This window comes from Paenibacillus elgii NBRC 100335 (genome assembly GCF_004000865.1).
Taxonomy (GTDB): domain Bacteria; phylum Bacillota; class Bacilli; order Paenibacillales; family NBRC-103111; genus Paenibacillus_G; species Paenibacillus_G elgii.
Map to the genome: position 1 here is coordinate 74,999 of NZ_BIMB01000011.1, position 20,774 is coordinate 95,772.

Genomic DNA, 20,774 nt, shown 5'->3' on the forward strand with positions numbered 1-20,774 from the left:
GGTTCTCCTCCCGTTTTTACAAAAAAAGAACAAGAACGCGAACGCTCCGTTCGGAACGTTGCGTCCTTGTTCGCCAAAGAAATTATCGTTTGCCGGGTTCGTAAGGCTCGCCAAGCGAAGCGGGCGGCACTGCCCGGCCTACGGCGCCGGCAAGCACCAGAATCGTCAGCACGTAAGGCAGCATGAAGAGAAACTCCATCGGAATGCTCTTGGCAAAATCGAACAGCTGCACGAAGTTGCGGAGTGCTTGGGCAAAGCCGAAGAAGAGCGCAGCGCCCAACACGCCGACCGGGTGCCATTTGCCGAAGATCATCGCCGCAAGAGCGATAAAGCCTTGACCGGAAATCGTATTATGCGAAAAGCTGCTTGTCGTCGTCAGCGTAATCGTCGCCCCGCCAAGTCCGGCAAGCGCTCCGCTGATCATGACGCCGATATACCGGTAACGCGAGACGCGGATGCCCATCGTATCGGCGGCGCTCGGATGCTCCCCTACCGATCGCAAACGCAAGCCGAACGGCGTTTTATAGATGACGTAATAGGTCACGGCAACCAGAATGAGCGCCAGGTACGTCGTAGGATAAGCTTTAAAGAAGGCCTCGCCGATCAGCGGGATGGAAGACAGTCCCGGAATCGCCACTTTGGTAAATACCGCATTCAGCGTTTCCGTTTGCCCCGACCCTTCGAAAAGAATTTTGACCAGATATACCGTAAGTCCGGCCGCCAAAAAGTTGATGACGACGCCGCTGACGACTTGGTTCGCATTAAACGTGACCGTCGCCACGGCATGAATCAGGGAGAAGGCGACTCCGAATATAATGGCGGCGATCAGACCAATCCACGGCGCCGCTCCGTCCATCCCCGCCTTTTCGGCGAAATGCGTGGCAATGGCGGCGGCGAATGCGCCGGCGATCATCAGCCCTTCCAAGCCGATATTGACGATGCCCGACCGCTCCGAGAAAATACCGCCTAAGGCGGCAAAGATCAGCGCAGTGGAAAACACCAGCGTGGTGTTGATCAGCTCGCCGAAGACATTCAATACATCCATCTAAGCCGCCTCCTCTTTTTTACGTTTGGCGTATATCGGGAGCAGTACCCAGCGCACGATACCGTGAGTGGCTACGAAGAAAATGACCGAGCCGATGACGACGCGGATGATTTCCGGCGGAACGTCCGCAGCGAAGCTCATCCCGGCGGACCCGTACGTTAGCGAGCCGAACAACACAGCGGCCAGCACGACGCCAAGCGGAGTATTGCCGCCTAGCAGCGCTACCGCGACCCCGTCGAAGCCGTAGCCTGGTGTAGCGGCCACCACCGTTTGGTAATGGAACACGCCCAGAACATCGACAACGCCGGCCAGTCCCGCAAAAATGCCGCTGATAAACATCGACTTGACGATGTTGCGGTTCACGTTCATTCCCGCATAGCGGGCGGCGTGCGGGTTATGTCCGACGGCTCGCAGCTCATAGCCTTGCTTCGTCTTCCACAGCAGCACGTAGAATACCGTTGCCGCCGCCAAGGCAATGAACGTGCCCCAGTGCATCCGGGCGTTGCCCATCATTTCGGACAGCCAGCCGAACGAGAGCGAGGCTGAGTCCTGCGTCGGGTACGAACGCTGCTGTCCTGGCTGCAGTAAAAATTGATTGACCACGTAGTTGGACAAAAACAGCGCAATCCAGTTCAGCATAATCGTTGTAATAACTTCGTTCACGCCGCGCTTCGCCTTCAAATATCCGGCAATCGCGCCCCACAGCCCGCCGACCAGCGCGCCGGCGACAACAGCGAGCGGCGCATGGATAAACCAGGGCAGCTGCAGCTTGATCCCAATGACGGAGGCTGTGGTCATCCCCATCATGAACTGTCCTTCCCCGCCAATGTTGAACAGCCCGGTCCGGAACGCAAAAGCGACGGACAATCCTGTCAAAATAAGCGGAGTAATCTCGCGGACCGTCTCACCGAAATCGTAAGGGTCTCCGAATACTTTGCCCACCAGCGCGCCATAGGCGGTCAGCGGATTGTAGCCGCCAGCCAGCATCACCAGTGCTCCGAAGAGCAATCCCATCAGAATCGCGACAAGCGGGACCAACGCCGAATCTTTGGTTACGATTTTAATCAATTTATCCATGGTTGGTCCCTCCTTGTCCATGTCCGGCCATCAGCAGTCCCAACTCTTCTTCATTCGTCGTTTCGGGGTCCACCTCGCCGACAATCTGGCCGCTGTGAATGACCGCAATCCGGTCGGATACGTTCCGAATCTCATCCAGCTCGAACGAGATCAGCAGCACGGCTTTCCCTTGGTCTCTGGCTTCGATCAGCTTGCGGTGCACGAATTCGATGGCGCCGACGTCGAGGCCCCGGGTCGGCTGCGCCGCGATCAGCAGCTCAGGATCTTTGTCCAGCTCGCGGGCGATGATCGCCTTCTGCTGGTTCCCGCCCGACAGCGCGCGCGCCTTCGTATAGATGCTTGGCGTACGCACGTCGAACTCGCTGATCAGCCGCTGCGCCTGCGTATCGATCGCCTCGCTGTTCAAAAAGCCGCCGCGGTTATACTTCGGCTGGTAATACGTCTCCAATACCATATTCTCGCTCATCGAGAAGTCCAGCACGAGTCCGTGTTTATGCCGATCCTCCGGAATATGCGATACGCCGGCCTCGGAGACGAACCTCGGGGACCGGTTGGTCAGTGGCATGTCCTTCAGTATAATCTCTCCGCCGTCCACGGAACGCAGCCCCGTCAGCGCCTCGATCAGCTCACTTTGCCCGTTGCCGTCCACACCCGCGAGCCCAAGAATCTCTCCGGCCCGCACCTCGAGCGAGAGGCTGTTCAAGGCGGGAAGATTCCGGTTATCCTTGACCGTCAGGCCGCGGATCTGCAGCACCGGAGCTCCCGGCGAAGCCTTGGTCTTATTGACCTTGAACGTAACGCTGCGCCCGACCATCTTCTCGGCGAGCTGCTGCGGATTCGTTTCGGCTACCTTCACCGAATCGATAACTTTGCCGCGGCGGATAATCGTGCAGGTGTCGGCAATCGCCATAATTTCCTTCAGCTTATGCGTGATCAGAATGATGGATTTCCCTTCGGCGGCGAGCCGGCGCAAAATATCCATCAACTCTTGAATTTCTTGCGGCGTGAGCACGGCGGTCGGTTCGTCGAAAATGAGGATGTCCGCCCCGCGATACAGCGTTTTCAAAATCTCGACACGCTGCTGCATGCCGACAGAAATATCTTCTATTTTTGCTCTTGGATCGACTTTGAGGCCATACTGCTCCGAGATGTTTCTAACCTTCTCGTTCGCTTCTTTATAATTGATGGAAGCGCCCTTCCGGGGCTCGCTGCCAAGAATAATGTTTTCCGTCACGGTGAACGGCTGTACGAGCTTGAAATGCTGATGCACCATGCCGATTCCCAGCTCGATCGCCTTCGTCGGGCTGTCGATGGCGGCTTTGCTGCCTTTTACCCAGATCTCGCCTTCATCCGGCTGGTACAGACCGAACAAAATGTTCATCAGCGTCGATTTGCCTGCTCCGTTCTCGCCCAGCAGCGCATGGATCTCTCCCTTGCGCAGCTTCAAGCTGATGGAGTCATTGGCCGTAATGCCGGGAAAACGCTTCGTAATCCCTCGCAGCTCGACCATCATGTCGGGTGAACTCATGAGCTTCCCTCCCCGCAAAATATACAAGTCAGTTCAAGGTGCAAATCAAACGACAAGGCCGGTGGGTCACCAGCCTTGTCGAATTGGAATTTATTTTTCCGGAACTTTGATTTCGCCTTTAACAATTTTCTCTTTGTATTCGTCCACTTTCTTCAACACGTCGGCCGGTACGTTCTTCTTGGAAGTTTCCGGCAAGCCTACGCCGTCGTCTTTGAGGCCGAGGACAACGTTTTTGCCGCCTTGGAATTTGCCGTCGATCACGTCCATCGTCACGCGCTTAACCGCTTGGTCGACGCGTTTTACCATCGAGGTCAGCGTTACGTCGTCGCCGAATTCAAGCGACTGGTCTTTGTCCACGCCGATGACCCATACTTTTTTGCCTGCTTTGACACGGTCTTTCGCTTCGTTGAACACGCCGTTGCCGGTTGCGCCAGCCGCATGGAAAATGATGTCCGCGCCGTCGTTATAGATCGTGGCTGCCGCCGCTTTTCCAAGATCGGGCTTGTCGAAAGCCGCAGCGTAGTTGATCGTGACCTTCGCGTTCGGATTCACCGCAGCAACGCCGGCCTTGAAGCCGACTTCGAAGCGCTCGATGACCGGAATCTTAAGACCGCCGACGAAGCCGATTTTATTCGTTTTGGTCATCAGACCGGCTACGACACCTGTCAGATACGCTCCCTCTTGCTCCGCGAATGTTACGGATTCGACGTTCGGCCCTTCCACAACGTTATCGATAATTGCAAAGTTCGATTTCGGGTTTTGCGCCGCAACCGTCTTGATGGCGTCGCCCATCAGGAACCCGATTCCCCAGGTCAGATTGTAATTGTCTTTCACGTATTGATTAAGGTTAGGAATAAAGTCCGCGTCACTTTTACTTTGCAGGTATTTCACATTGGCGCCGGTTTCTTTCTTAACCTCGTTCAAGCCTTCCCAAGCGCTTTGGTTAAACGACTTGTCGTTTACGCCGCCGATGTCGGTTACCATGCCAATGTTAAATTTTTCCCCTTTTTTGCTGGCTCCCGCAGAGTTCTCCGCAGGTTTGGAGCCGCTGCCAGCCGCATCTTGTGGCGCCGGCTTCGTTCCGCATCCGCTCAGGACGAGCGTAGCCGCGAGCACGAGGCCTGCCGTCGATTTGAACCATGTTTTCATTTTTGTTTTCCCCTTCCATATATCTGTATGTAAGCGTTAAAATAAGTTCTGTAGCAATCTCCATTATAATAGTTTTATTTAACCATCGTCCATATGTTTCTGAACAAAATTTCAAAAAAAACGCGAATTTTGTTACATTTCTGCGCCTGAAGTCACATTTTCTCATAGGAGAAGTTATTTTCCGATTGTAGATAACCATATGCGCGCAGTGATATAATGAAAAATAGCGACGAGTATTAGGAGGGATGCGTTCTATGATCCATTTCGGCGCACTTCATCTGCAGGCGGTATCGGGCATCGGCATGGCGGCGATGGCGCTGCTGGCGATATTCGTTCGGACGCGGGCAAGCCGCAAACCGGTCTCCCCGGCGAAAATCGTCATGCCGCCTATCGGCATGAGCACCGGATTTCTCATGTTTGCCGCACCGGCTTGCCGGATCCCTGCGCTGTGGGCGCTGCTTGCCTTGGCCGCGGGGCTGCTGCTGTTTTCTTACCCGCTTATCCACAGCTCCAAACTGGAGCTTCGCGGCGGCGAAGTGTACGTTAACCGGTCCAAATCGTTTATGTTCGTGCTGCTCGGGCTCCTCGTCTTGCGCCTGGCGCTGCACAGCTACATCGAGCAATATATATCGATTCCGCAGACGGGAGCGATCTTCTTCCTTCTGGCTTTCGGAATGATCGTTCCATGGCGTGCCGCCATGCTTCTGCAGTACCGCAAGCTGCGGCGGATAGCCGCTTAACGCAGGGTAATAGTCCATGAGAAAAGGCAGTCCTTCGAATGCGAAGAACTGCCTTATTTCGTTATTACAGCCTGACGACCTGGCCTGTAGCCTGCGATTCGAACGCCGCCAAAATCACCTTCAGCGAACGCATGCCTTCTTCCCCGGAAATGCTCGGCGGGGTTTTCGTCACGATCGATTCCACGAACGCATCGATCACGCCGCTGACCGTCTGCTTCTCGTTGGTCGCAATGGCGCCCACCTTATGCCGCTCGATCGAACCGTTGCGGAGCTCCACGATAATTTGATCATCTGGATGCGTATCAATTTTCATGATGCCGTTCTCGCACCAGAGCACTGTGCCGTTGTCCCCGCCTTGGTAATAGGTCCAGCTTGCGACGAGCGTACCGATGATGCCGCTCTTCATGCGAAGCACGCAAGCCGCGTTATCGTCAACGTCCGTTCCCGCTTTGTCGAGCGTGCCGATAAAGCCGGCGACATCCGCCACTTCGTCATCGAGCAGCCAGCGGATCAGGTCGGATTTGTGCACGCCCAGATCGCCCATGGCACCCATAATCGCTTCATCCTTGCGGAAAAACCAGCTATCCCGGCCGTCGACGCTCCAGCTTTCCGGTCCCGGGTGTCCAAACGAAGTACGGAACGTCAGCACTTTGCCGAGAGCGCCCGCGTTCAAAATCTGCTTGGCCTTCATATGGTGAGGCATCAGCCGCTGGTTGTGGCCCACCATCAAATAAACGCCGTTCTCCTTCGCCGCTTCGATCATCGCCAGCGCTTCTTCTTCCGTCGCGGCCATCGGCTTTTCGACCAGCACATGAGCTCCGGCCTTCGCTGCGGCAATCGATACCGGAGCATGCAGGGCATTTGGGGTGCACACGCTCACTGCGTCGGGCTTTACCTCGCGCAGCAGCGTTTCATAATCGGTGTAAGCTTTTGCCCCGTATTGTCCGGCATAATGCTCGGCTCGCTCCTGAACCGGATCGCAAAAAGCGACCAGCTCCACATGAGGATTAGCGGCGTACTCGGGAATATGACGGTGTTTGGAAATCGCGCCGCAGCCGATCACGGCCACTCTCAATTTGCTCATGGAATTCAAGGCTCCTTCGTTTTGTTAAATTAAATCGTTTGCAAATAGTTCGTTTTCACCCACTGCAAGCTGTTCGTCACGCTTTGCAGCGGAGGCTTCTGGCATACGTCCTGCTCGACGACGAGCCACTCTACTCCTGCTTCGGACGCGGCGGCGATGACCTTAGGCAGGTTGACGCCCCCGAGGCCCAGCTCCAGCGTTTTCATCTGCCCGTTGTCGTCTTTGCCGAAATCTTTCAAGTGCAGCAGCGGCAGCCGGCCTGCGTATTTCGGAATGTAGGAAAGCGGGTCCTGTCCGGCGAACTGCACCCAGCAGACGTCCATTTCGACCTGCACCGCTTCGGGAGAAGTCGTTTCGTACATCGCGTCGAATACATAAGAGCTGCCGACGTTCATTTCGAATTCAAAAGCATGATTGTGATAGGCGAAAATAAGCCCCTGCTTGCGCACTTCCGTTCCCGCTTCTTGCAGGAAGGCAAACAACGATTTCCAATCTTCTTCGGTACGGCGGTCTTCTTCGGCCACATAAGGGCAAATCAAATATTGTCCGCCGATCGTTTTTAAATAATCGATTTGGCCCTGCAGATCGTCCCGCAGCTGCTGCAGGCCGACATGGCTGCCAATCGCTTTAAGTCCCAGCTCCTGAAGCAAATCTCTCAGCTCTTCCTTCGCCAAGCCGCCGTATCCGGCAAATTCGACGCCCTCGTAGCCAAGCTCCGCCACTTTCCTCAACGTGCCGCGGAAATCGGCGGCGGTTTCATCCCGTAATGTGTAAAGCTGAAGCCCGATGCCCATTCTTCTCATCGTGAACACTCCCTAGTTTAGGAATAGCTTGCTTATTTGCTTTCATCATACACGAGAATGTCCTAAAATGAACATAAACGATATAATCGTAACATCAACAATTTTGCTATTAATTTTTTACGAATCGGGGAGACGGCCATGGAAGCGGAAGTATTCACATGCGGGTATTCGTATCATGCACAGCGGTTTCATACCCATTATAAAACCGGGCTGCCGCTCTATTTGTTCCGGCTTCAGACGGAAGGGGCCAGCGAGGCGGTGATCGACGGCAAAACGCATCGGCTCGGACAAGGAGATCTGCTGCTGCTGAATCCCGGAAGAACCTACGAGCTATTCATAGACGAATACGAAACAACGTCCAAGGGAAGATCGATTTCCAGCGGGGATTACTACTTGATCTGCGGAGGCCGTTGGATGGACCAATGGTGGAAACGCGGAGACAAGCCGACGCTCGCGCGGATCGATCCGGGAGAGCAGCTGCTGGCGCTGTGGCGACACTTGATTATTGAAAAGCAGCGTCCGGCGGACAAACAGACCGGCGAGCTCATCGGCTGCTTGCTGCAGGCCCTTTGCCTGTCGCTTGAGCGGGCGGCGACGGAAAGCGCCCCCTCCTATGGCCGGTCCTTTACGGCGCTTCGGATGAAACGGTTCGTGGAGGAGCATGCCACTTCGACGTTCAAAGTAGAGGATGCCGCGCGTCAGGCCGGGCTCAGCGTATCCCGGGCGGTTCATCTGTTTAAGGAATGCTATGACAAAACGATGCTCGAATACGCGCTCGAAATTCGGCTGGCCGCCGCTCTGGAACGGATGAAATATACCGCCATGACACTCGAACAAATTGCCGAAAGCTGCGGGTTCGGCGGATATTCGTATTTTCACCGGGTATTCAAGGACAAGTTCGGCATTTCCCCGGGCGCCTATCGAAGCGGCGAACGCCGGAAATAAAAAAGTCTCTCTGTTTAGTAGAGAGACAAAGCAAGCGAATCTTTTTCGTTTAACGAATGCAGAATGGCCTCGCAGCCGATCACTTCGATGCTGATTAACGTTTGAAGACACTTTTTCAATGTCCGCCTTCCGTTTTCTACCTTTTTATCCAGCGCCAGTTTGAGGAGCTTCAATGTTTTTTTATTCAAGTTGTCGGCGAAAACGGGGATCTCTTTGTTTTGAATGGTTACAAAAACTTTCATCCTCACACCGTCCCTACTTCATATTTTACTAGTTGCTAATAGAATAAATTACGATCATTAAAATAAGCTTAAAATAATATTACAATTTGTCAACAAGTTTCTTAACCCTTTCTTAAAATTCCGTTCGCACTGTGTTTTCTCACGATCGTTTCGCAAGCGTTGGTTCCCGGAAATCAGCAAGCCGAGTAAAAGGAAGTATGTTTTCCCCGATTTTTCTCATACTAATGCGGGATTGAATGTGTGATGGGATGGAGGGAACGGCATGCGCCGTATCGCTTGGATCATTGTCTTATCGCTGATGTTGGGCCCGTTTCAAGCCAGTGCCGAGCCTTCGTCGGAAACCGAGGAGGTCCGCAATTTTCTTACGGATTTATACCGGGCTCGATCGGAATTTCTAATCCGGGACGTACCGATCGATACCTTTTATTTTGAAAAGGTGCCAACAAGCCAGCAAGCCCTGTATCTTGAAAAAAAACGGAAGGCTTATTTTCAAGCCTGGGCCAGCAAAAGAGACATCGCCGTCCATGCCGCCGAAGGGATGCTGAAGATCTTTCGCATCAGGCCCACCGATTCGCTGGTCAAGGTATCGCTCGTGCACAGGATGAAGGTCACTTATTCGTATGCCCAAGGGAACGGAACGCCGGCTGAGTTCGGGATCGGAACACGGCATGTTCTTACCTTGAAAAAAGAAAACGGGCAGCTGCGGGTGCTTAAAGAATGGTATCTCGATCCGCTCGATATCGATTCAGACGATGCCTGGCTTCACCAGTCTTCTGCCCCATCGAATCCGGAGCAGGAAACCGAAAGCCTGGAGTCCGAAACGGTGTTTAAGTCCCCGAAAAAACGGCGATACAACCGCGAGAAAGCCGTGGCGTATGCCAATAAGTACGCCGGTACGGCTTGGGGAGCCGGGAACGATAACCGTTACAATCCAAAATACCGCGACTATACCGGCATCGGGGGCGACTGTACGAACTTCGTTTCTCAAGTCATCGGCGATCCGGCCGAAGGCGGAGGACTGCCGATGACACCTACATGGAGGTACAGCGGCGGCAACGGGAGCCGGGCCTGGGTAAGCACCGACGCTTTAAAGTCGTTCCTCCTTTATTCCGGTTACGGGAAAGTCATCGCCAGCGGCACCTTCAACCAGATTATGCGGAACCCTTCGGCGCCCGGCATCTGGTCCAAACTGCAGCCGGGCGACCTGATTGCTTACATGTACAACAACGACGTGGACCATTTTGCCGTCGTCGTGGGCAAGGATGAGCAGGGACTGCCCTTGATCAACTGCCACACGACAGACCGTTACCATGTTCCCTTTGATCTGGGCTGGGAAAATTACACCCATTTTGTATTGATTCATATCGCCGATTAGGGAAATCATACGATCGCCGCCTCGGACATAAGATGAAAGTGGACAATACTTTCCCGTCCGGCCGAGGTGGTGATGCGGATGATTCTGCCCCCGATATTCAAACAGATGGCGCTTCGGACAAGCGCAATGTTAATTGTGAAATTGCTCGGGCTGCTCCTCCGCATTCCGTTATTTCGTTATCTGGGTCCGGAAGGAGTGGGCTTATATCAGATTGCCTACTCGTTTTACGGCCTCGTCCTGACCTTGCTCACCGGCGGCATGCCTATGGCGCTGACCTTGTTCACCGCCAAAAACGCCGGAAATGGCTGGCGGATTTACCGCAACATGTCCGTGCTTTACATCGGGGTTTGTACGCTGCTGTGCACAAGCTTCTTCCTGTTCACGAACGAAATTGCGCTTCGGCTCGGCAACGAGAAGCTGGAGCTGGCGATTCGCATGTTCTTGCCGGCGCTCTGGCTCGTTCCTCTACTAAGCCTGCTTCGCGGTTATCTTCAAGGCTTGGAGGCGTTCGGGGCTATCGCCGTCTCCGAACTCGTCGAGCAAGCGTTCCGGGTCGGGACCATTCTTCTGCTCCTCTCGATCGGCACGAGCCTCAGCATGCCGCAAGCCTTGGGCACGGCTGCGTTGGGCGCATCGACGGGGGCCGTCTGCGCCTTGGCCTTCCTGCTTGTGATGCTGCTTCGCCATTCACGGTCTTCTTCCGTGAGTGCCGTCTCAGGTCAAGCAATGCCGGATCACAATCTCCGCATGTTCGCGCATACGGCGCTTGCCTTGACGGCCACCCGGCTGATCATTCCTTTGTCCGATTTCCTGGAAGCGTCCATCGTTCCTATGCAGCTCCAAGCCTCCGGACTTTCACCGGGACAAGCACTTGCCATATTCGGCGAAATGACGGGCATGGCGATGACGATCGTCTATATCCCGACCCTGATCACGTTTTCGCTCACCCATACGCTGTCCCCGAAAATAGCCGCCGATTGGCAGGCCCGGCAGTTCGACCGCGCCTTCCGGAGAATCGGCAAGGCTCATAACCTAACCATACTATGGGGAATCAGCGCGTCGCTCTTCCTGTTCACCTTCGCCGAAGAATTGGCGCGCCTGCTGTTCGACCAAGAGAAGCTTGCGACAGCGATTCGCTTGCTTTCGCTCTGTCCGCTGCTTGCGGGACTACGAGAAGTGACAACAAGCATTCTATGGGCCGTCGGCCTGAAAAAAGAGCCGATGCGCGGTATTCTTGCCGGCATTGCCTGTTCCATAACGGCGCTTTACGTATTAACCGGAATTCCCGGATGGGGCTATACCGGGATAGCGGTGGGCGTGCTGCTGCTTGAAACGATTCCGGTGCTGTGGAATCTTACCGTGATCCGCCGCGATCTGAAGCTGTCCTTCTCCGGGAGGAGGCTTGTCATGAACGCCGTCGTCCTGCTGCTGCTAACCGGCGCCGTCTCGCTTTGGGGAGGCCGACTGCTGCCCGCGGCAGGCTTCTCCGGAATAGCACTGCAGCTAACACTCATGCTTCTGACGTTCGCGAGCTCCGTCGGTTATGTTGTGCTCGTCGCGCTAACGCGTCACAAGTAATCCATCGTAGAGCAGCGCCGGAAACGGAGACAGCCTGAACCCTTTCGGTCGTGAAAGGATTCAGGCTGCTTTGATTTAGCGCGCGCCGGGATTGGCCTGCTGATCCGGCTTCCCCTTGCCGTTCGCCGGCGTAAACTTCGGGCCCGCGACCGGGTCAGAGGGGGCCTGGTCGCCGGAAGCGCCGCCGCTAGGCGTTCCTCCGCCGGCTTTGGATGCTCCGCTCGCCGGAAGCGGCGGGCCTTGCATCGGAAGGTCGAGCTTCACTTTTTTGACGATCGGCTCGCTGGCTTTGCCGTATTTGTTCTCCGCCTTGATCTCGATCGTATTCTCGCCGATCATCAGGACGACAGGCGCCGATACCTGACCGGTACCGACCTGCTGCCCGTTTATGAAAATGCTCGGGCTCGGATCGTAGCCGCCGTCTGTCGCGCTTGCTTTCACGGTAACAACCGGCTGGGCTGTTTTTTCCGGCAGCGTCTCGACCGTGAGCGTAGGGGTCGGGCGAAGAATCGAGCCCATCATCGGCGTCCAGAACGTGGACAGCAGAATAATGATGAGCAGCAGCGGAAGCACGAGAAGGCCTAGCCGAAACAGTTTTCTTTTACGCCGCAGCACAAACTGGACGATGCCCGGGTCCTGCTTCAGCTTGATTTCTTTAAACACCGCGGCAAACGCTTCGTTCGGCACGCCAAGCAGCATTTCCTTGATCGGCTTGTTCTTGAACGCCTTGGAATCGTGCCGGTCAAAATACCGCGTCAACGCAGCGCGATAATGAACGTCGATTCCCGAGCCGCCGGAAAACCGGGAATCTCCCGCGCTCCATAGCATAAATTCGTAGATTGTATCCGTCCCCCGGGTCTGAGCGGCTACGTACTCCAGCATCCGGTCGAAGTCATACCCGGCTTCGTATCCGCCCCCGCCCCGGACTCCCGCATCCGGACGGCTGAAGGCGTAGGCGATTTTGCCGAACGTCTCCGGTCCTACCTTATCGCCGAGCGTCTTCTTCAGCAGTTCCTGCGCCCGCTCCAAGTCCAGCGGACCAAGCCGCTCGATGGTTGCTACGATATCGGTCGGCTTGCGCCGCTCGAGCGTCAGCACCCGGTATACGGCGGTCAGCAGGTCCAGCGTCATGCGTCCGCCGCTGTTCAGGTTGTGCAAAAGCTCCGGCTGCGGCGGGTCCAGCATAAACTCAAGCTGCATCAGGTCTTCGTAGCTCAGTCCGGCTGGGGTCAGGTCTTCCAGCAATTCGAGCTGGATTTCCAGCTTGATCTGCATGCAGAAGTCCTCGAACTGCGGCTTTCCTTCACGCTCCGGCAAACGGTCGAAGTAGATGTATGTATTTTTGGCCACTTCCATCCGTCTTGATTTCTCCGCCTTGAGCAGCTGCTTCACTTTTTTCAATACTTCGTTGCGGAAGAAGTGCTGCAGCAGCAGATCATCTGCAGAGACCAGCCAAAACTTGATTTCTTCCAAAAACTCCTTGATCGATCCGCTCGCCGTGATGCGATAGGCTGCATACTGCTCCGCCGTCTGGGGATGCTGTTCGTGCAGCTGCTTCAGAACGGAGAGAAAAACCGCATTCTGCTGCCGCAGCGGATCGATCAGCGGAACCGCCGCGCGGATATCGCCGGAGGCTGCAGAAGCCGCTCGTCTGATATACAGCGCAAAGCTGGCAATCAACAGCTTCTTCGTTCCCTCGTCGGCAAAAGCGTAATATTCCAGCAGCGGGATAACGAATTCCGCGGTTGGCACGCTGTCCCCATCCATCAATTCCTTGCGGATCAGCTTGACTAGCATATCGTTCAGCCGTTTTTTCCGTCCTGCGGTTTCCGCGGTCAAGTACTGAAGGATGCTTTTCACGGTGCCCGCCCGATTCTGCTCATACAAGCTGTCCTGCCCCTGCTCGATCCGGAACAGCTCGCTCAGCTGGGAATAGGTCGGAACGGCAAGCGCAGCGGGATGACCAACGTCCAGCAGTGCTTCCTCGCAAAAGTCGTACAACCGTTCCAGGCCATCCCGATCTCCCCGGTGCTCCCAGACATAGTCCAGAACCGAATGCTCGGTGCCGGATGCGTCCACGCCATGGACCCGCTCATTCGGCAGATCGAACAAATAATCTTTTTCAAGCTGACGGTCGGGCAGACGGATGCTGCCTTTTTCCACGAACATGACATGGTAATGCTGCTTGCCTTCCGGCTCGCTCTGGTACGTAACGAATCCAAGCTGTCGGCGCATCGCATACGGCAGGCAGCGGTAGACGAGCTCCATCAGCCGTTTCGCTTCCTCGCTCCCGGCCGACACGTCCGCATCCAGCGCGACGTACACTTTCTTCTTGTTCGTAAGCGACGCCATCACGGCGTAAAGCAGCTGCAGAAACCGGGTGCGGTCCAGCTTCAGTCTGCCGAGCAGCCGGTCCGGGTTCTCCGGTTTGGCCGCGGCGCCGTAATCCAGCTCGTCCAGCTCCGGAATCGTCTTCCCGTCCTGAATATCGTAGCTGCTTCGGAAGCCTCGAAGCGCAAACAAGCGTTCCGGTTCGCGCACGAAGGCCTCTTGACGCTCCTTGGGCACAACGTAATGATGCGTGAAAAAAGCGCTCCGCTGTCCGGTGAAGTCGGCGCTGACGTAAACGGTACGTCCGATCACAAGCTCCCCGCTGTCGGCATGGAAGACGCCGAACGCTTCCGGATACCGGCCCTCGTCCGCTTCCCCGCGTGCGAGCAGCTCCTGCGGCGCCTTGTACACGCAGTACGGATGCAGCGCCGCTTTAATAAAACCGTTATCGAGCCCGGCGGATTTCGCTACCGTATCGAACCCTTCGTTCGTGCGGAAAATTCCTTCCCGGTCCCGGGTAAAATAGTGCTGCTGAATATTTCGATCCCGGCTCACGGCGCATCTCTCCTGTCGATGTAGTCGAGCTGGTGAAGCAGCCAGATGAACGGCTCGTCCACCCGGGTCGGACTAATGACACCGGTCACCTGCCGGTTCACCGGGTTCGAGCCGAGCGCGGATACGGCGAAGTACGCGGTATTCTGAAAATACACGTCGACCGCATCCTTGAACGGCCGGTCCACCTTCTCGATAAAACGGCGGATTTCGCCGTTAATATTCTCAAATTCGGTCTGGTCCAAATAGCCTTTGTGAATGACGTTGCGGAACACGTTGCTGTTGGACTGAATATATTCGCTGTCTTCCTCTTTCAAATATTGCAGCATATCGCTCTTCGTCAGAACGATCGCCGTCGGAATTTTCGTCTTGCTGCCCTGCTGGTGGGCGATGAAGTTTTCGAACAAGCTGATGACGACCTCGCGCGGCTCGTCGTAGCGGCTCGCGAACTCGCCTTCCTCCTGGCCGACGTTCAGGCGGATTTTGTCCCGGATCGTGCGGATTTGCAGCGGATCGACGAGAAACAAAATGCCCGACGAATTTTTAATATGCGACGCATAGATTTCCAAATAATCGCGCTCCACCATGCCCTCGCCCGCAACATCGAAGAAGACGAGCGTGAGCGGCGCGCGCCGGTCGTCCTTGAACACGAACTGGAAAATAAACGGCTCCTGCTGCTCGTTCGGGTTCGTCGACTCCAGCATCATGCCGCGGTCGAAGATCGGCTCCAAATAATTTTGCCGGAACTTCCGGCTGATTTCGGCGCTCAGCGGCATGCAGGCCGCGTCGAAATTCGAAGCCGTCGAGGATTGCAGCGTATGGATGAGCGACGTCATATAGACCGATTTGCCGACCTGCGACGCCCCGACGATGGAAATAATGTTGCTCGGCATTTTGCCGGACGAAATCGGCAGCTCGTTGTGGCAGCTCGGACAGAGCCGCCGGCGCGTCGCCACGCCGTAACGGTCGATGACCGCCACCAGCACGTTTTCCGAATAGACGTGGTTCTCTTCCGGGATTGTGTGCGGCTCGATCACCGCCTCCATGTCCTGCTGCGACAGATTGAACTTGCGCCGCCATGCGTTCAGTCGCTCGTCTTCCTGCAGCGTGAATTCGTCGTCGTTCTCCTTCGTATGCGCGGCGCGGAACACGACCTCGTCCGGCTCGAATTTATGGAAGCAGTACGGACAAACGATGCTGTAATAAGGCGGACGTTCTTTTTCCACAGGCTTTTTTTCGAAAAATTGCTTAAAAAACCCCAACATGCCCAGATCCCTCCTTTAGTCCGGAATGAGTTCAAACCGCTCGCCATAGATCGGTCCGTCGGTAAAAAACAACCGGATATAGTCGTTTTTGCCGACCTCGATGGGCGGCAGCTCCGTGCGCCCCGGCGGAAAATCGTTCATGAACGGATAAAAGGTCCCGTCTTCCTTATTTCGCGGGGCCGCTCCTTCTTTTTTCACATAACACAGGGCTTCCCGGGGGACCGGAATTTCGCAGAACAGCCGGATCTGCACGGTCTTATATTTACTGAACCAGCCGCCGCCGTATTTGATGCCGTAGCGGATTTTCGCGCGGCCTCCGCTGACGCGGGTCAGATTGTCTCCGTCCCGCTGCAGCAGCGGGGTCAACCGTCCTTTCAGCATCACGCAGGGATAGATCCGGTAAAAGTACGGCCCCGTAAAGTCGACGCGGGCGCGGTAGCCGTTTTTCGCCTTGTATTCCTCCCGGGTAAACAGCTTGAGCCGCTTCGGGTCCAACCCGTCCGGGGGCTGCTCGACCCCGTCTTCGAAGCTGTCGATGTAGACGTAAGTGATTTCCTTCGGCCAATGCCAGGTCAGAAGACATTCACCTTCCCTGACCTCGGAGGCCGCTTTCGTAATCCGGTACCGCTCGTCTGGTTCGCTCCATTGCATCATCTGCCAGCCTCCCGTCGTTACCGGAACCGCTTGCCGGTCCGGCTGCCGTCTCTTCCGCCATAGCGGCTGCTCTCGCCATCCGGACCATCATACAGCTCACGCGGTCTGCCGCGGCGAAGCCCGGTGTTCGCGCCGGTGCTTTCATGCACGGCGAACAGCAAGGTGGACAGCGACAGCACGACGGCCAGAATAAGGTCCGCTATAGCGCGCACGGTGCCCGGATGCTCCGAAGGCAGGCCGTATTCCAGCATCAGACCTGCGAGCAAGCCTGCTACCGCGCCCCCTAGAGCAAAGCTGCGCGCCAGGAAGCGGTTGTCGAACACGATGCCAAGCGACAGCCCGAGCAGCGCGCCGATGAACAGAATCAGCACGACCCGCAGCGCCGCATGCCAACCGCTGCCTTGCATCTGTCCCTGCCGTTCGTTCATGAGATGGAAATGATGGTCTTTCAAATAAATGTTGCGGAATGCGTCCGTCACCAGCTCGGCCTGCTTCACCTCTTGGAACGTTCCGCCCGTCGCTTCGGCGATCCGTTGCAGCAGTTGGCTCCCTTCCTCGTTCGGCTGCTTCATCCCGATCGTGTGTATGGTGACATTTTCCAGATTATAAGGCTGTACGACTCGGGCGACATCCACATCGCTGTAGCCGTCCGAGATGAGAATAACGGCTCCTTTGCGATGCGATTCCTTCTGCATATGGTCGATCGCCTGGGTAAGCGCCTGCGCGATATCGGTTCCCCCGGTCGGGGCGGGAATCGCGTCGATTTGCGCCAGCACCTGGCTTTTGACGGCTTCGCTGCTGAGCTGTGTCAGCTTCTGCACCCATGTCACCGTATCATTGAACGTCAGCACCCCGACCCGTTTGTTGCTGTCCATTTGCCCGATCAACGACTTGACCGCCTGCAAGCTCTGCTTGTTCGGGTCGTTCTGCTTCATGCTCTCGGACGTATCCAAAATGAGCACGTAATCTTGCGGCCGCCCCGATTTCGCAGAATCGAAATATAGCCCATAGGCCCACTGAAACAGCGCCCCTGCCGCAAAAAGAAGAAGAAGCGTGCCGGGAACGAGCAGCTTCCATCCGTCGGAGGCATAGCGAAGACGCCAGTTTCTTCCGTTCAATTGCGGGGACAGGATCTCCGCCAGCAGACAGCACAGCCCGACGATCAGGGCGAACACCCCGAAATACAGCCCCATCAGCACGGTTTCGTGCAGCGTTCCTTCCCACCGGCTAAGCATCATTTCCCCTGCAATAAATCCTAGAAAGCCACCCACGATACTGAGTCCGGTCAGCAGCGGATTCCATTTCCGACGTTTCATCGGCCTTCCTCACTTTCTACTTCAAACGTCCTCGTCCAAAAGCGAAAACATTTGATGATCTTCCCACACTCCGTTGATTTTCACGTTTTTGCGCGCCAAGCCTTCCGGGCGGAAGCCCGCCTTCTCCAAAACGCGCATGGAGCCCCCGTTACGGGGCATCACGCCCGCTTCGATCCGATGCAAGCCGGCCTCATTAAACGCAAAATCCACGACCAGCCGTACCGCCTCGGATGCATATCCTTTCCCGTTATGCCGTTGGTCCAAGCAGTACCCCATGGTGGCCTTTTGCACCGGCCCGCGTATGACATTGAACAGCGAAATTTGCCCGATCAATTCGTCCGTTTCCGCCAGAAATATGCCGAAGGCATAACGATGGTCCTGATTTCGCTCGTCGCTCCATTGGCGGATACAGTCCGACTGGGCCTCCAGCGTAAAAAAGGATTCTTCGCGGATGGACATATACGCCTGGAAAAAGTCCCGGTTGCGCACATGCAGGGCCAGCAGCGCCTCCGCATCCGCAGGTTCGAAAAATCGGATATACACGGGCGAGCCCTTATCGCTCATCATGGCCGTCCTCTCTCCTTTCCGCCGCCGGTTCTTCCGGCATCTCACGTCCGTGAAACTCATACCCGCTGCGCACATACGTATCGTAATACCGCCTGCCGTTCCGGTAGTACATCAGGTCGGCGATGCGGAATCCGCCCATCAGATTCAGCTTCTCGACGCCGCTCTGCTTCTTCTCATGAATGCAGCCGAGCTTGTAGGTGCGGCTGCCGTGATCGACGCTGTACGCATACTGGATCAATTCGCTTTGAAAATCGCCGAAAAAATATTTTTCTTCATATCGATGCTTGTGCGTGTAGTTGTAAACGTCCAGCCGGATCGCCGCCTCGCTCTCCAGCGTCACGTACAGATCGCGGTATAGCTCTTCCTTCGTCAGCACCTCGCGGTTGTCGTAGCTGACCGCCACGTTCGCCCGCGCCAGCAGCTCCTGCTCGAACGGCTGATGGAACAGCGGATGGACGAACCATTCCCGCTTCGCCGCCGCAATCAGCTTGTCGATCAGTGCTTCGTCGCTCTGCTCAAGCAGCGCAGTGACGTTCCCGACCCACCGTTCGTCAAAATAAAACTGCGGCCCCCGGCGGTTTTCCGTTTCGGCGGCGATCACTTCGACGACATGACCGTAGTATTCGTTTATGTTCCGCCCCAGTTCGTCGTTCGTCTCCGAGATGCTGCGGCGGCTTGCGTCGAGCAGCGTCGCTTCGATGTCGTGAAGCCGCTGGACATACCGCTTCATCCGGTCGTGGAGCTCTTCCAGCTTCCGCTCGTAGCTCCGAAGCTCGCGGATGGTCAGCTCCAGCAGCAGCAGCTCGTATTTCAAGCCGTAGATTTGTTCCAGCATTCCGCGAGCCAGCGGCTTAACCTGACTTTTGGCGGATAGAAAACCGAGCAGCGAGCCTTTGGCATACCGCTGATCTTCCACCCGCTCCTCGTACAGCGCCTCGAGGTCGAGCTTGCCGTCTTCGAGCTGCCGCTCGGCCTCGAAGCGCCACTCCCGGACCATGGCGATAAGACTGGGCGTTTCCGCTCCGCGTTCCTGCTCCGAGGTCCACAGATACATGCAGTAGCAACCGTACGACGGATGGTCAACCGCTTTGCGCTGCAGCGTTTGCGCGAGCCTTCCGGCCCCGTCCCGCGCCTCAAGCGCCGCTTCCATGACCCGAACGGCATTCGTCTCGAAGAAGGCCCGAGCGTTCCCCCCGAACAAAGCCGCCTCCGCCTGCCGCAGAGACATCGACCGCAGCTCGTGGTGCGGCACGTTCTCATAGAGCAAGCCGTACATGGCGTCGACCGGATTCGCCCGTTCCCCTGCTACGGCCCGGACGCTGGCCTCCGCCTTCCGCGGGTCCAGTTCGGCCAGCTCCAGCAGCTCCGTCGGATGGATCACCGCGTTATCGCGCATCCGCTGCAGCATCCCCCGGTACAGATGATACAGCACCGTCAGGGCGATCGCCTGATTGGGCCGCGTCACCTTGGCGAATCCGGCGGAGGCGTAAATGCCGCCCGCCTCGCCCGGCGGCATCATGTTTTGCTTGAACTGCTGGTGGTTGTAAGCGCCATGCCTCGGATCGACCTCGTCAGCGGCTTTGCGGTTCTTGAGCAGGTTCAAATGGCACACGATCTCATAGCATCGCTGCATGCCGCCAGCCGCAAATAGCCCGCGCTCGTCTTTGTCTCCGATCATATACACCGTGTCGAACAATGCCGCGTCCCGGTGCTCGACCGGCAGCCTGATGCCGTCACCCGTCACCTGAAGCTCCGCGCTGAAACGGAACTCCCGCCGCTGGACTTCGTCCAGCTCGCGCATAAAGCTGACGCCGAGCGATGCCGCATACGCGAAATCGTCGCCCGGCTGCTGCTCCTGCAGCAGTCCGTACAAGTCGACGACCACGGAGCGGAAGCTCTCGCTGAAGATCGATTTCATCAGCACCGTCAGCTCGGGCACGAGCGCGTTGAGCGGATCGTCCACCCGCGTGACCACGGCGATATTGACCCGCTGCAGCGAGGCGTACAGCCGTCCGTACTCCGAGATGCGGCTGTTCATCTGCCGCAGGAGAACGTTCAATTCAAGCAGCTTCGCCTCGTCCCGGTAAAACTGCTTATACCCTTCGGCGCGCTGCGTTTTCTTGTCTCCGCCGCTTCCACCAAGACGGCAGCTGTAGACGTTGTCCCGCGCGGCGGCTTCCTGTGCGCCATCCTCCGTGCCGATATGTAAATAAACGACGCCGGCGCTGTTGTTCCACTTTTTCCGGTTCAGGTCGTACACCTGCTCCAGCGCCTCTGCCGACCGGTCGCCGACGAACAGGAACACGAGGGGATGGTTGATGCTGCGAAGCTCATCCCCGCCCGTTCCCATGCTGTCTGTTTCCGCGGCGTATGCGCTCGCGAATTGCATCAATTTCTCCCGCATGATCCTGACCCTCCCATCGGGGAGTTTGAGATTTCGCCGTTTGTTGGGACGGTGACCTATCCCCCTCCAGCCGCTCTTGAAACCTGTGAAAGTTGAATTGAAATTTAATGGTATTTTCA

General features: G+C 56.4%; 17 protein-coding genes. 4 read left to right on the forward strand and 13 right to left on the reverse strand.

Going from position 1 to position 20,774, the window contains the following annotated elements:
• Nucleotides 1-82 precede the first annotated feature (82 nt).
• The 4 genes from PEL01S_RS10940 to PEL01S_RS10955 form a co-directional block, all read right to left on the reverse strand.
• Complete coding sequence (locus PEL01S_RS10940) at nucleotides 83-1,045, reverse strand: ABC transporter permease (protein ID WP_127460324.1); 963 nt, start codon at nucleotides 1,043-1,045, stop codon at nucleotides 83-85.
• Nucleotides 1,046-2,122 (reverse strand): ABC transporter permease, encoded by a 1,077-nt coding sequence (locus PEL01S_RS10945; protein WP_063180126.1) that lies wholly within the window; start codon nucleotides 2,120-2,122, stop codon nucleotides 1,046-1,048.
• A complete protein-coding gene (locus tag PEL01S_RS10950; protein ID WP_127460325.1) occupies nucleotides 2,115-3,650 on the reverse strand; it encodes an ABC transporter ATP-binding protein in 1,536 nt (511 codons plus the stop codon). The genes PEL01S_RS10945 and PEL01S_RS10950 overlap by 8 nt, the downstream gene beginning before the upstream one ends.
• Before the next feature lie 90 nt (nucleotides 3,651-3,740).
• Nucleotides 3,741-4,799 (reverse strand): BMP family lipoprotein, encoded by a 1,059-nt coding sequence (locus tag PEL01S_RS10955; protein WP_063180122.1) that lies wholly within the window; start codon nucleotides 4,797-4,799, stop codon nucleotides 3,741-3,743.
• Nucleotides 4,800-5,053: 254 nt separating this feature from the next.
• Between PEL01S_RS10955 and PEL01S_RS10960 the strand changes: the two genes are divergently transcribed.
• Complete coding sequence (locus PEL01S_RS10960) at nucleotides 5,054-5,539, forward strand: CcdC family protein (protein WP_127460326.1); 486 nt, start codon at nucleotides 5,054-5,056, stop codon at nucleotides 5,537-5,539.
• Between the two features lie 64 nt (nucleotides 5,540-5,603).
• Here the strand turns inward: PEL01S_RS10960 and PEL01S_RS10965 are convergent, their stop codons facing one another.
• Entirely contained in the window at nucleotides 5,604-6,623 is a 1,020-nt protein-coding gene (locus PEL01S_RS10965; RefSeq protein WP_127460327.1) for a Gfo/Idh/MocA family protein, read from the reverse strand.
• Nucleotides 6,624-6,652: 29 nt separating this feature from the next.
• Nucleotides 6,653-7,426, reverse strand: a complete 774-nt coding sequence (locus tag PEL01S_RS10970) for a sugar phosphate isomerase/epimerase family protein (protein ID WP_127460328.1) — start codon at nucleotides 7,424-7,426, stop codon at nucleotides 6,653-6,655.
• 138 nt (nucleotides 7,427-7,564) lie between these two features.
• On the opposite strand from PEL01S_RS10970, the gene PEL01S_RS10975 reads away from it, so the two are divergent.
• The gene (locus PEL01S_RS10975) at nucleotides 7,565-8,371 is read left to right on the forward strand and encodes an AraC family transcriptional regulator (protein ID WP_127460329.1); all 807 of its coding nucleotides are present in this window, start codon (nucleotides 7,565-7,567) and stop codon (nucleotides 8,369-8,371) included.
• 14 nt (nucleotides 8,372-8,385) lie between these two features.
• Here PEL01S_RS10975 and PEL01S_RS10980 read toward each other — a convergent pair whose 3' ends face one another.
• Nucleotides 8,386-8,613: a hypothetical protein gene (locus PEL01S_RS10980; RefSeq protein WP_010493405.1), complete on the reverse strand. Its 228-nt coding sequence runs from the start codon at nucleotides 8,611-8,613 to the stop codon at nucleotides 8,386-8,388.
• A gap of 262 nt (nucleotides 8,614-8,875) precedes the next feature.
• On the opposite strand from PEL01S_RS10980, the gene PEL01S_RS10985 reads away from it, so the two are divergent.
• Complete coding sequence (locus tag PEL01S_RS10985; protein WP_127460330.1) at nucleotides 8,876-9,988, forward strand: amidase domain-containing protein; 1,113 nt, start codon at nucleotides 8,876-8,878, stop codon at nucleotides 9,986-9,988.
• A gap of 78 nt (nucleotides 9,989-10,066) precedes the next feature.
• On the forward strand, nucleotides 10,067-11,566 hold the full coding sequence (locus PEL01S_RS10990; protein ID WP_163768006.1) for an oligosaccharide flippase family protein: 1,500 nt from the start codon (nucleotides 10,067-10,069) through the stop codon (nucleotides 11,564-11,566).
• 75 nt (nucleotides 11,567-11,641) lie between these two features.
• On the opposite strand, the gene PEL01S_RS10995 is transcribed toward PEL01S_RS10990, so the two are convergent.
• The 6 genes from PEL01S_RS10995 to PEL01S_RS11020 are packed head-to-tail and all read right to left on the reverse strand — an operon-like array spanning nucleotide 11,642 to nucleotide 20,655.
• Entirely contained in the window at nucleotides 11,642-14,452 is a 2,811-nt protein-coding gene (locus PEL01S_RS10995; RefSeq protein ID WP_127460332.1) for a GAP1-N2 domain-containing protein, read from the reverse strand.
• On the reverse strand, nucleotides 14,449-15,714 hold the full coding sequence (locus PEL01S_RS11000; protein WP_063180105.1) for a TRAFAC clade GTPase domain-containing protein: 1,266 nt from the start codon (nucleotides 15,712-15,714) through the stop codon (nucleotides 14,449-14,451). Before PEL01S_RS11000 ends, PEL01S_RS10995 begins: the two co-directional genes overlap by 4 nt.
• Nucleotides 15,715-15,729: 15 nt before the next feature.
• Entirely contained in the window at nucleotides 15,730-16,368 is a 639-nt protein-coding gene (locus PEL01S_RS11005) for a hypothetical protein (RefSeq protein WP_239551347.1), read from the reverse strand.
• 17 nt (nucleotides 16,369-16,385) lie between these two features.
• A complete protein-coding gene (locus PEL01S_RS11010) occupies nucleotides 16,386-17,684 on the reverse strand; it encodes a vWA domain-containing protein (protein WP_127460333.1) in 1,299 nt (432 codons plus the stop codon).
• Between the two features lie 21 nt (nucleotides 17,685-17,705).
• A complete protein-coding gene (locus PEL01S_RS11015; RefSeq protein ID WP_127460383.1) occupies nucleotides 17,706-18,248 on the reverse strand; it encodes a GNAT family N-acetyltransferase in 543 nt (180 codons plus the stop codon).
• Nucleotides 18,238-20,655 carry a hypothetical protein gene (locus tag PEL01S_RS11020; RefSeq protein ID WP_127460334.1) on the reverse strand — a complete coding sequence of 806 codons (2,418 nt, stop codon included), beginning with the start codon at nucleotides 20,653-20,655 and terminating at the stop codon, nucleotides 18,238-18,240. The genes PEL01S_RS11015 and PEL01S_RS11020 overlap by 11 nt, the downstream gene beginning before the upstream one ends.
• Nucleotides 20,656-20,774 lie beyond the last annotated feature (119 nt).